We start from the raw sequence: 11,331 nt of genomic DNA on the forward strand, positions 1-11,331 counted from the left end.
GGCGCGTGCGCTGCTGGCGGCAAGCGAAAAGCGCAGCGAGGATGAAGCGTTCTACGGCGCGAAGATCGCGACCGCGTATTTCTTCGCCGATCACATCCTGCCGCAAGCGATCGCGCTGGAGGCGTCGATCGTCAGCGCGAAAGGCAATGAAAGCGTGCTCGCGCTTTCCGAAGACCAGTTCTGAACGGGCGTGGGCAGACGCGCGAATCCATTGCGGCGAACCATCGAGGAGCATGAAGTGCATAACAGACAACAACGCAGACAACAACGGGAAGTAGTGGTCGCGGGCGGCGTGCGTACGGCCATCGGCAAGTTCGGGGGCGCGCTGAAGGATCTGCCGCCGACCGCACTCGGGGCGATCGTCGTGCGCGAGGTGCTCGCGCGCTCGGGCGTCGCGGGCGACGAGGTCGGCCATGTCGTGTTCGGCAGCGTGATCGCCACGGAACCGAAGGACCTGTATCTCGCGCGGGTCGCGGCACTCGACGCCGGCGTCGCGCAATCGACGCCCGCCTTTACCGTGAACCGCCTGTGCGGCTCGGGCCTTCAGGCGATTCTGTCGGCGGCACAGACCGTCATGCTCGGCGACGCCGACATCGCGATCGGCGGCGGCGCGGAAAACATGAGCCGCGCGCCGTACATCACGCCGGACGCGCGTTTCGGCGCGCGCATGGGCGACGCGCGCCTGATCGACATGATGCTCGGTGCGCTGAACGACCCGTTCCATGCGATCCCGATGGGCGTCACGGCGGAAAACGTCGCGCAAAAATACGGCATCACGCGCGAGCAGCAGGACGCGCTCGCGCTCGAGTCGCACCGGCGCGCCGCGCGGGCCATCGCCGAGGGGCGCTTCAGGGGCCAGATCGTGCCGGTTGCGCGCAAGGTCAAGGGCCGGGAGATCGTCTTCGATACCGACGAGCACGTGCGCCATGATCTCGACGCCGCCGAGCTGTCCTCGCTGCGGCCCGTGTTCCAGAAGGAAAACGGCACGGTCACGGCGGGCAACGCGTCGGGCATCAACGACGCCGCCGCCGCCGTCCTGCTGATGGCCCGCGAGACCGCCGAAGAGCGCGGACTGAAGCCGCTCGCGCGCCTCGTATCGTATGCGCACGCTGGCGTCGATCCGCGCTACATGGGCATCGGCCCGGTGCCTGCGACGCGCATCGCGCTCGAGCGCGCGGGCCTTTCCATCGATCAGCTCGACGTGATCGAGGCGAACGAAGCCTTCGCCGCGCAGGCGTGCGCCGTCACGCAGGAACTGCGGCTCGACCCGGCACGCGTGAATCCGAACGGCTCGGGCATTTCGCTCGGCCATCCGATCGGCGCGACGGGCGCGTTGATCACCGTCAAGGCCCTGTACGAACTGCAGCGCACCGGCGGACGCTTTGCGCTGGTTACAATGTGCATCGGCGGCGGCCAGGGTATTGCGGCCGTGTTCGAAAACCTTCAATGAGCGCGGTGCGCGGCACCGGCGGAAAGGAGCAACGCATGAAAATCGACACCGTCGGCGTCATCGGCGCCGGGACCATGGGCAACGGCATCGCGCAGATCGCAGCCGTCGCGGGCCTGAAGACGATCCTGATCGACGTGACCGACGCCGCGCTCGCGAAGGGCATCGCCACGCTCACCGGCAGCCTCGAACGCCTCGTCGCGAAGGACAAGCTCGCGGCGTCGGCGCGCGATGCGGCGCTCGCGCGCATCGAGACGTCCACCGACTACCAGCGCCTCGCCACCGCCGACATCGTGATCGAAGCGGCCACGGAAAACGCCGAGCTCAAGGTCCGCATCCTGCGGCAGATCGAAACCGTGGTGCGCGCGGACGCCATCATCGCGTCCAATACGTCGTCGATTTCGATCACCGCGCTCGCCGCGACGCTCGACAAGTCCGAGCGCTTCATCGGCATGCACTTCTTCAATCCGGTGCCGCTCCTGCCGCTCGTCGAAGTGATTCGCGGCGTGCAGACGAGTGAGGAAACGGCCGCCGACGTGCGCGAGCTGACCGAGCGGCTCGGCAAGTCGCCGATCGGCGTGAAGAACTCGCCCGGGTTCGTCGTCAACCGCATCCTGGTGCCGATGATCAACGAGGCGTTCTTCGTACTGCAGGAAGGCGTCGCGACGGCCGAGGAAATCGACGCGGGCATGCGCCTCGGCGCGAATCATCCGATCGGGCCGCTCGCGCTCGCGGACCTGATCGGGCTCGACGTCTGCCTCTCGGTGATGGACGTGTTCCTGAAGGACTTCGGCGATTCGAAGTACCGTGCGTGCCCGCTCCTGCGCGAACTCGTCGCGGCGGGGCATCTCGGCCGCAAGACGCGGCGCGGCGTGTACCGCTACGACTGACCGGCGCGCGCCGGTCCGCCCGATGGACGCCGAGCAGCACAACTACTATCACGCCACCCTCAACGACAGCGGGGAAGAACCGCCCCTGTCGGGCAGGGTCGATGCGAAGGTGTGCGTGGTGGGCGGCGGCTTCGCGGGCGTGAACACCGCGCTCGGCCTGGCCGAGCGCGGCGTGAACGGCGTCGTGCTGCTCGAATCGCATTACATCGGGCGCGGCGCGTCGGGGAGGAACGGCGGCTTCGTGTTCGGCGGATTCTCCCTCGGCGAAGAGACGCTGCTCGCCGAGCTCGGCCCCGAAAAGGCGCGGGCGCTCTATGCGGGCACGGTGTCGTCGGTGAACCTGATTCGCGAGCGCATCTCGCGTTACGGCATCGAGTGCGGCGTGCAGGACACCGGCGTGATCCTCGCGAACTGGTTCCGCGACGAAGCCGCGATGCTGCGCCGCCAGCGCACGCTGAAGACGTACTTCTCGACCGACTGGACGTATCTCACCAGGGACGAAATGCGCGCCCGGGTGCACAGCGAACGCTATCACTCGGGGCTGTTCGAGCCGAACGCGCTGCATTTTCATCCGCTCAACTATATCCGCGGACTGGCCCGCGAAGCCCGCGCGCGCGGCGTGCGGATGCATGAATCGTCGCCCGTCACGGCGCTCGTTCGCGACGGCGCCGGCTGGATCGTCAGCACCGCGCAGGGCAGCGTGCGCGCAGAGCACGTCGTGCTGTCGTGCGGCGGCTATCTGTCGGGACTGCGCCGCGAAATCGACGCGAGCATCCTGCCGATCGCCACCTACATCCTCGTGACGGAGCCGCTCTCCGAACGCCTGGGCCGCTTTTTCGGCACGCGGGCGGCGGTCTACGACACGCGCTTCGCCTTCGACTACTACCGCCCGCTCGCCGATACCCGCATTCTCTGGGGCGGCCGCATCTCCGTGCTCGACCGTTCGCCCGCGCAGGTCCGGACACTGCTGACCAGGGATCTGCTGAAGGTGTTTCCGGCGCTGGCCGGCGTGCGCGTCGATTATGCGTGGTCGGGGCTCATGAGCTATGCGCGACATCAGATGCCGCAGATCGGCCAAAGCGACACGAACCTGTGGTTCGCGCAGGGCTTCGGCGGCCACGGCGTCGCGCCGACGACACTCGCCGGCGAGACCATCGCCCGTGCAATCGCGCAAGGCGACGAAGGCTGGAAGGCGTTCGGCCGCTTCGGCCTCGCGCCCGCGTACAAGCCTGCCGGACTCCTCGCGGCGCAGTTGAGCTATTCGCGGGCGCAGCTCAGGGACAGGTGCAGCGAATTCATCGAGTCGATATTCTGACCGGGCGCATGCCGCTCGCGCATTCAGGCAACGGCGAGCCTCGGCCCGAACACATGGATCAGGTTGCCTTCGGGGTCGCGGATCATCGTCGAGCGGCGCGCGGCGTTCAGCGGCTGATCGGCCCAGACGGTTTCGACGCCATGCGCGGCGAGCGCTTCGGTAGTCGCATGCAGATCGTCGGTTTCCAGCACCAGCGCCTTCCAGCCGAGCACGCCGAGATGCTCCGGCGGCGCGGTGCGGTCCGCGGGCCGTTGGGCATGGCCCGGGCGCGACACGAGTTCGAGCCGCAAGCCCCCCTGCTCGATCATCGCGTAGTCGGCGCCGACGGCGTCGAACCGGCCCCGCTCGACCACGCCGAAGCCGAGAACGGCTTCGTACCACGCGACCATCGCGTTCAGGTCGCCCACGGCCACGGCGAAGTTGTGAAGCCGCAGGCCCGCGGTGGGTTTCTGTGCGGAATGGCTTGCCGACATGAAATGCTCCTTGATGCGCATGAAAGCGTGAGTAAGGGGTGGCGCGCGCTCACGCATCAGCGCGCGCGCGTTCGGGCGGAACGCCGGAACCGGGCAGCGGGCCGGGCGGCGTGGCATCGAACGTGGCATCGAACGCCGTATCGATGAATCGCGGCAGCCGTCATTGCGGCGACGGGGCGTCGACGAACTGCGTGAGCGCCGCCATCGTATCGGCGGGCGCCTCTTCCATGAGCCAGTGGCCCGCGTTCCTGATCACCACGCCTTGCACGTTCGTTGCGACAAGACGTGCCTGATCGATGAGAAACGTGCCGGACGCCTTTTCTCCTGTGACAACGAGCATCGGCATCGCCAGCGGCGTCTTCGCAAAGCCGGCGAAGTCCTCCGCGTCCCGGGGAAAGGCGTGGAAATACTCGAAGCCCGCACGCATCCGCCCGGGACGCGCATACGCGGCGGCGTAGAGCCTGCGGTCGGCTTCCGGCATCGCGTGCGCAGGATCGGCGGCGAAGTCGTTCCAGAAGTGCTCGAAGTAGATGCGCTCGCGTCCCTGCACCAGTTGCTCCGGCGTATCGCCGTAGAAGTTGAAATGCCACTTGTCACGCAACAGCCAGACCTTCTGCCAGTCGCCCACGCCGGGCAGGAATGCGTCCATCAACGTGATGTTTTCCACTTCGTCGGGGTATTGCGCGGCGTAGGCATAAGCCACCATCAGGCCGATATCGTGCCCGACGAGCCTGACCTTGCGATAGCCGAGCGCCCGGACCATCGCGTGGATATCCTGCGCGAGCGTCTTCTTGTCGTAGCCGCCCGCGGGGATCGCCGAGCCGCCCGCGCCCGGCAGGTCCGGCGCCAGCACGACGCGCCGCTCGCCCAGCCGCTTCATCAGGGGCACCCACATGTGGCTCGTTTCGGTATAGCCGTGCAGCAGCACGACGGGCGTGCCGGCGCCCTGCCCCGCTTCGAGATAGCTCAGTTCGATACCGTTCGCGCTGATCGAACGTCGTTGCGGCGCGCTGTCCGCCGCCTGCGCGGCCGGCTGAAGCGCCGCAGCCAGCAGGAGCGCGGCGGCGAGCCGCCGCGCGATGCGATTGATGATGCCCATGATCTTCTCCGGTGTCGTCGCACAGAACGTGAAGGGCGCCGCGCCCGAGCCGCGTGGCGTCCTTCTTCGATTGAATGCCATGGTGGACTCGCACGCCCGCTTTGCCGTACGATTTTCCCGACGAACTCGTTCGATGGAGTCGAACATGTTGACCGAAGACGAACTGGCACTGCTCGACGCGATCCGCGAAACCGGCAGCCTCTCCCGGGCGGCCGCGCGCCTCGGCAAGGCGCCGTCGACGATTTCCCACGCCGCGCGGCAACTGGAAACACGGTTCGACGCCCTGCTTTTCGACCGCCGCCGCTACCGGCTCCAGCTCACGCCGGCCGGCCACCTGCTCGCCGAGGAGGCGGCGCGGCTGATGCTCGACGTGGCGCGGATGACGCAGCGCGTGCGCCAGATCGCGAGCGGCTGGGAGGACCGGCTGTGGATCGTCGCCGATGAGATCCTGGAGTTCGAAACGGTGTTGCCGGTGATCCGCGCATTCGACGCGCTCGACTCGGGCGTCACGCTGCGCTTCACGCACGAGGTGCTGAGCGGAACCTGGGAAGCGTTGCGCGACGGCCGCGCCGACCTGATCGTCGGGGCGACCAACGAGCCGCCGGCCATCCCGGGCCTGCGCTGGTTCGAACTGGGCGTGATGGAATGGGTGTTCGCGGTCGCGCCGCGTCATCCGCTCGCGAGCGCCGACGGGCCGCTCAGGCGCGAGCAGATCTCGGCGCATCGCGCGGTGGTGGTGGCGGATTCGTCGCGCGCTTCGGCCGGACGCGCGTACGGGCTGCTCGGCGGCCAGCCGGCGCTGGCGGTGCCGAGCATGCGCGCCAAGGTGCTTGCGCAGCGTCAGGGGCTGGGCGTGGGGTGGCTGCCGCGGCAGCGGGTGGCGTCACTGCTGAAGCGGGGCGAACTGGTGGAAAAGGCCACCGTCGACCCGCGCGAGCCCAATGTGCTCTACGTCGCGTGGCGCGGCGACCACGAAGGCCGCGCCCTCCAATGGTGGCTCGAGCAGTTGCGGCAGCCGCGCCTGTCAAAGCGGCTGGTGCAGGGCATCGACCTGTTCGCGTGAGCCGGCGCGACGCCCAGGGGCACGCCGGCGCCCGGCACGCGGGTCAGGACGCCCCGTTCGCGGCGCGCGCGTCGCGGGTCGCCTGCCCGGACATGGCGCGGGGCCGCGCGGCCTCGGGGCCGGCGACGCGCCGCCCGGCGGCGAGCATGTCGTCGGGGTACAGCAGGAAACCGTTTTTGGGCCGCCAGCCGGTGGCCTCGAGCGCGATGAGGTCCTGCCTCACTTCGGCGCGCGTGACGGGAGCCGGGGCGTCTTCGGCAAAGGCGGTTGCGGACGAAACGACCATCAGGGAAAGACCGATGGCAGTGACTTTTTTCATGCGAGCTCCCGTGCGTGTGCAGAACGTTCAATGAGACGAATGCGCCGCGCGCCTTTTTATTCCATCCGAAGGGAAAGCTCGTCTGCGTCGTCGGGCGTGCACCGCCCGGAATACGGATGAAGCGGCAGCGTGAACTGAAGCGTCGCACCGTGCTCTTCATTCGACTCGGCCCAGATGCGCCCGCCGTGCGCCTCCACGATCGAGCGGCAGATCGACAGGCCCATGCCCATGCCCTCCGGCTTGGTCGTGAAAAACGCGTTGAAGAGCCGGCCCGCGTCTTCGTCGGTAATGCCCGTGCCGGAGTCGCGCACGAGCACGAGCACGTGCCCCGGGTCCGGCCGGCTGGTGCGGACCAGCATCGTCTTACGCGCGCCGCTCGCGGCCGCCATCGCCTGCACGCCGTTGATCAGCAGGTTGATCACGACCTGCTGCAACTGCACCCGGTCGCCGAGCACGTAAAGCGGTTCCGCCGACAGTTCGACGGCCAGTTCCGTGCGCTGCTTCTGCAATTCGTGGCGCACGAGCTCGATCGATTCCTCGACGATCGCATTCACGCCGAGCACCGCATGCTGCAGGTCGTGTTTCTGCACGAGCGTGCGGATACGCCGGATGATGTCGCTTGCGCGCCGCGCGTCGCGGATCATCGCCTCGATCGACGTGCTCGCCTCGTGCCAGTCGGGCACGTCGCGGGTCATCCAGCGCAGCGCGGCGCCGCCGTTGGTCACGATCGCCGAGATCGGCTGGCTGACCTCGTGCGCGATCGATGCCGTGAGCTCGCCGAGCGTCGTCACGCGCGTCGCGTGCGCGAGTTCCGTCATCGAACGATGCAGCGCCTCCTGCGTCATCTTGCTTTCGGTGACATCCATCAGCGCGCCCACGTACTCGGGCTGTCCCGACTGCGAGGTCATGGCGTGCGCGACGAAATGCACGTACTTCTGGGCGCCGTCCGGCAGCAGCAGCCGGTGCTCGACATCGACATGCGGCTCGCCGCGCATCGCCCGCTCGAACAGCGCGTGCACGAGGCCGGCGTCTTCGGGGTGGATACGGTCCATGACCAGTTGCCGCGAGGGCTGCGTGCCCGGCGGATAGCCGAAGATGCGGCACGCCTCGACCGACCACGACATCTCGCCGCCCGGAATCTTCATGCCGATGCTGCCGGTGTGGCTCAGCCCCTGCGCGCGGGCGAGAAACGCCTCGCTGCGCTCGAGCGCCTCTTCCGCGAGCTTGCGCTCCTCGATGTCCGTATTCACGCCATACCAGCGCAGCACTCGGCCGTCCTCGTCCATCAGCGGGGCCCCGCGGATATGGAGCCAGCGGTACACGCCGTCGCCGCGGCGCATGCGGGCGACATGCGAGAACATCTCGCTCGTCGCGCGCGCGCCCGACCACGCCTCTTCGAGCTGCGACACGTCGTCGGGATGGACCACGGCGCGCCAGAGTTCGCCGCGCAGGTTCACGAGCGAGATGCCCATGTCGGACCAGCGCTCGTTGATGAAGCTCACGCAGCCGTCGGGCCCCGAGCTCCAGACCATGCCGGGGATCGCATCGATGGTCGCGCGCAGTTCGCGCTGCTGCCGCATGATCTCGGCTTCCATCTGCTTGCGCTGGGTGACGTCGTTGTTGGTGGCGAGGATGGCGAGCGGGCGGCCCTGCACGTCGCGCCACAGCGACCACCGGCTCGATACGGTCACGAGCGACTCGTCGCTGCGCGTCTGCACGAGTTCGCCCTCCCAGCGGTCCTCGCTCAGCAGGCTGCCGCTGATGACGTCGACGGGAACGGGGAACTCGGTCTGCACCAGATCGTGGATCGTCTTGCCGATCGCGTGCCGCGCAGGCCAGCCGTACAGTTCTTCCGCGCCGCGATTCCAGAATGTGATGACATTGTTCAGGTCATACACGACGATCGCGTCGTGCGTCAGGTCGAGCAGTTGCACCTGCTCGAGCAGCGTCGCGGTGCTCGACTGGTTGCGCAGCGCGAGATAGGCGGTGGTCCCCACGGCGAGCATGCTCACCAGGCAACGCGCGAGCGCCGAGCCGAAATAGCTCGTATCGTGCGAGGCCAGATACGCGATGAGCGTGAGCGCGATGCAGCCCCATGCGACGGCGACTGTCGTGCGCCGCATGCCGGTCGACGCGGTCAGGAGGACGACCACCACGTACAGCACCGCGATCGCGATGTCGAGCGAGGTGAGCGCGTCGATGCAGAAAACCACGACCGCGATGATGCTCGCCAGTATCAGCAGCAGCCGGCTGGCGGGTCGCCTCGGATCGGTGAGGTATCGGCGAGGATTCATGGCAGTTTTAGAGTGCCGCCGCGCGGGAAAGGCGGCGCTGCGGCACGGGTGGCATCGGCAGGATCGGAGAAGCGCTGGCTGCCGGCGAACGCCGGGTCCGACAAAAGCCGTCGGAGCCGCGTTGCCAGCACTTTACTGGGATGTTCATCAAGCTTCAACTTCACCGGCAGCAATAGACATTGCTCTCGAATCGCAACATGTCGCGCACGCTCCATCGATGCATGCGCTAACGTTTGAGCCGGATATTTATTCCATCCCGAGTGGTTTTCTTCTAGAACGGCGCCGCGCCGGAACGCCGGTGCGCAAGCCCGGTCAATCCAGTCAATACCGGCAACGAGCGGATGCACGCCGCGGCAAGCCGGTCATCGACCATCCTTCGAACAAAGCGCCATGTCCCGTGAACCGTATTCAAAGACCATCGTGACCCGCTGGGCGGATATCGACTGCAACCAGCATATGAGAAACAGCGCGTATTCCGACTGGGCGACGTACGTGCGCTCCGAGTGGCTCAACGAGGCGGGCTTCGATGTGCGGACGATGGTCGCGGCGAATCTCGCGCCCGTCCTGTTCGAAGAGCGCACGAGGTTTCTGAAGGAGATACTGCTCGGCGAGCATGTTGCGATCGATTTGCAACTGGCCGGGGTCAATCACGACGGATCGCGCTTTCACATGCGCCAGACCTTCCGGCGCGGCGACACCCCATGCGCGATCTACGAGATCAAGGGAGCGTGGTTCGATATCGCACTCCGCCGCATCGTTGCGCCGCCGCCCGGCTTGCTCGAAGCGTCGGACAAGCTCGAGCGCACCGACGACTTCGCTCACCTCGTTTCGTCGCGCGAATAGATGCGCGGCCCGGCAATGCGCGACCCGAACATGCGCGAACTAGGCGCCGCGCAACACGCTCTCGAGATAGCGCGTGACTTCCTGCACGTCGATCGGCTTGTTGAGAAAGCACAGCGCGCCGTTCGCGACGGCCTTGCGCCTGAGCGCTTCGGACGGAAAGGCGGTGATGAAGATGATCGGCAGCGCGTTGCCCTGCGCGATGAGCTGATCCTGCATTTCGACGCCGGTCATGCCGGGCATCTGCACATCGGAGATCACGCACGCCGCGCTCGCGATTTCGCCAGACTGCAGGAAGTCTTCCGCCGATGCATACGCCCGCACACTCCAGCCGAGCGAACGCACGAGGCTGGCCGTGGCAAGCCGGACCGACTCGTCGTCGTCGACAATGGAAACAATGGGCGTGGTAGACAAGAGAAGGGTCCTCAAAGAGGCCATGAACGCGATCGCACTGCGCGCACAACCGTTGCAGACTGTTAGATCTAGTTTAGCCAGCGCTTAAGGCGGTGAGAATCATATATCGGTATAACCGGCAACGGATCGGCGCGCGTACCTTACAGCGTTCGCCGTCCGGACTTCAGCGCGCGCCCGCCGGCAACTGCACGCCGAGCGCTTCGGCCTTGCGCACGAGATCGGCAACCGACCTCGATGCCATCTTTTTCATGGCCTGCCCGCGATGGATCTTCACCGTGATCTCACTGAGATTCATTTCGCTCGCGATCTGCTTGTTCATGAGCCCCGCCACGACGTATCCCAGCACTTCACGTTCCCGGGGCGTGAGCGACTCGTAGCGGCCGCGCAACTCCGCCATGCCCTTCTCCGTGCCGCGCCGGACGCGGTCGGCTTCGAGCGCATGCGCGACCGCGTCGAGCATGTCCTGATCGCGAAACGGCTTGGCGAGGAAGTCGAGCGCGCCCGCCTTCATCGCCTTCACGGACATGGCAATATCGCCATGTCCGGTCATGAACACGATCGGGATCGACAGCTTCGCCTCGGCGATCTCCGTCTGGAAGGCAAGGCCGCTTTGCCCCTGAAGCCGCACGTCGAGGACGAGGCAGCTCGGCACGTCGGGCTTCGAGTACATGAGAAACTCGCGCGGCGACGCAAATACCTGCACGTCGAGCCCTACCGAGCGAAACAGGTTGCGAAGCGCGGTGCGCAGCGACTCGTCGTCATCGACCACATAGACAATGGATGATTTGCCGGCGTCGCCGCCTGTCGCGAAAGGGTCAGGACTGGAAGTCATTGCGCCACCTTATCGTGCGGTCGAAGGAATTGTGTTCGCGTCTGAGGTGTTTCGTGACGGTGCTGCGTGACGGAATTCCGTGATTTTACAGCCGCGCGCGTCGAGAGTTGCCCGGAAACCGGAAAACCGGCTCATCGTGCCGCGCGCAGCGCCCTCGCCGGCTGCGCGCTGCCCATCAGCGCGCGCAGCCGCTCGCGGCCCCGCGACAGCCGCGACATCACGGTGCCGAGCGGAATTTCCAGCGTGAGCGCCACGTCCGTATAGCTCATGCCCTCGAGGCCGATGAGCAGAACCACTTCGCGCTGGTCGATGGGCAGCCGCTGCAGCGCATAGTCGAGATCGCGC

General features: G+C 66.9%; 14 protein-coding genes. 6 read left to right on the plus strand and 8 right to left on the minus strand.

Translation table 11 applies throughout. The annotated features are described in order from the left end of the window. The 4 genes from BG61_RS36570 to BG61_RS36585 form a co-directional block, all read left to right on the plus strand. A partial coding sequence (locus BG61_RS36570) for an acyl-CoA dehydrogenase C-terminal domain-containing protein (protein ID WP_035942999.1) occupies window positions 1-184 on the plus strand: 184 nt, incomplete at its 5' end. A 54-nt stretch (window positions 185-238) separates the two neighbouring features. Then, window positions 239-1,450: a beta-ketothiolase BktB gene (gene bktB, locus BG61_RS36575; protein ID WP_035931314.1), complete on the plus strand. Its 1,212-nt coding sequence runs from the start codon at window positions 239-241 to the stop codon at window positions 1,448-1,450. A 35-nt stretch (window positions 1,451-1,485) separates the two neighbouring features. Then, a complete protein-coding gene (locus BG61_RS36580) occupies window positions 1,486-2,337 on the plus strand; it encodes a 3-hydroxybutyryl-CoA dehydrogenase (protein WP_035931316.1) in 852 nt (283 codons plus the stop codon). 22 nt (window positions 2,338-2,359) lie between these two features. Beyond that, complete coding sequence (locus BG61_RS36585) at window positions 2,360-3,652, plus strand: NAD(P)/FAD-dependent oxidoreductase (protein ID WP_035931208.1); 1,293 nt, start codon at window positions 2,360-2,362, stop codon at window positions 3,650-3,652. Window positions 3,653-3,675: 23 nt separating this feature from the next. Here BG61_RS36585 and BG61_RS36590 read toward each other — a convergent pair whose 3' ends face one another. Both BG61_RS36590 and BG61_RS36595 read right to left on the minus strand, forming a co-directional pair. Next, on the minus strand, window positions 3,676-4,125 hold the full coding sequence (locus BG61_RS36590; RefSeq protein WP_035931317.1) for a VOC family protein: 450 nt from the start codon (window positions 4,123-4,125) through the stop codon (window positions 3,676-3,678). 160 nt (window positions 4,126-4,285) lie between these two features. Then, complete coding sequence (locus BG61_RS36595; RefSeq protein WP_035931210.1) at window positions 4,286-5,224, minus strand: alpha/beta fold hydrolase; 939 nt, start codon at window positions 5,222-5,224, stop codon at window positions 4,286-4,288. Window positions 5,225-5,369: 145 nt separating this feature from the next. On the opposite strand from BG61_RS36595, the gene BG61_RS36600 reads away from it, so the two are divergent. Next, window positions 5,370-6,287 (plus strand): LysR family transcriptional regulator, encoded by a 918-nt coding sequence (locus BG61_RS36600; RefSeq protein WP_035931319.1) that lies wholly within the window; start codon window positions 5,370-5,372, stop codon window positions 6,285-6,287. Window positions 6,288-6,330: 43 nt separating this feature from the next. On the opposite strand, the gene BG61_RS36605 is transcribed toward BG61_RS36600, so the two are convergent. Genes BG61_RS36605 through BG61_RS42510 form a run of 3 tightly spaced genes read right to left on the minus strand, consistent with a single transcriptional unit; the run spans window position 6,331 to window position 9,247 of the window. Beyond that, window positions 6,331-6,606: a DUF4148 domain-containing protein gene (locus tag BG61_RS36605; RefSeq protein ID WP_063741169.1), complete on the minus strand. Its 276-nt coding sequence runs from the start codon at window positions 6,604-6,606 to the stop codon at window positions 6,331-6,333. A gap of 56 nt (window positions 6,607-6,662) precedes the next feature. After that, on the minus strand, window positions 6,663-8,900 hold the full coding sequence (locus BG61_RS36610; RefSeq protein WP_051673043.1) for a sensor histidine kinase: 2,238 nt from the start codon (window positions 8,898-8,900) through the stop codon (window positions 6,663-6,665). Further along, window positions 8,897-9,247 carry a hypothetical protein gene (locus tag BG61_RS42510; RefSeq protein ID WP_129572135.1) on the minus strand — a complete coding sequence of 117 codons (351 nt, stop codon included), beginning with the start codon at window positions 9,245-9,247 and terminating at the stop codon, window positions 8,897-8,899. Before BG61_RS42510 ends, BG61_RS36610 begins: the two co-directional genes overlap by 4 nt. A 43-nt stretch (window positions 9,248-9,290) precedes the next feature. Between BG61_RS42510 and BG61_RS36615 the strand changes: the two genes are divergently transcribed. After that, the gene (locus tag BG61_RS36615) at window positions 9,291-9,743 is read left to right on the plus strand and encodes an acyl-CoA thioesterase (protein ID WP_035931211.1); all 453 of its coding nucleotides are present in this window, start codon (window positions 9,291-9,293) and stop codon (window positions 9,741-9,743) included. A gap of 39 nt (window positions 9,744-9,782) precedes the next feature. On the opposite strand, the gene BG61_RS36620 is transcribed toward BG61_RS36615, so the two are convergent. From BG61_RS36620 to BG61_RS36630, 3 genes are all read right to left on the minus strand, one after another. After that, complete coding sequence (locus tag BG61_RS36620; RefSeq protein WP_035931212.1) at window positions 9,783-10,154, minus strand: response regulator transcription factor; 372 nt, start codon at window positions 10,152-10,154, stop codon at window positions 9,783-9,785. A 163-nt stretch (window positions 10,155-10,317) separates the two neighbouring features. After that, complete coding sequence (locus BG61_RS36625) at window positions 10,318-10,986, minus strand: response regulator transcription factor (protein WP_035931214.1); 669 nt, start codon at window positions 10,984-10,986, stop codon at window positions 10,318-10,320. Between the two features lie 131 nt (window positions 10,987-11,117). Beyond that, window positions 11,118-11,331: sigma factor-like helix-turn-helix DNA-binding protein (locus BG61_RS36630; protein WP_035943001.1), on the minus strand; the 214-nt coding region annotated here is incomplete at its 5' end.

It is taken from the genome of Caballeronia glathei, from assembly GCF_000698595.1.
Classification (GTDB): Bacteria; Pseudomonadota; Gammaproteobacteria; order Burkholderiales; family Burkholderiaceae; genus Caballeronia; species Caballeronia glathei.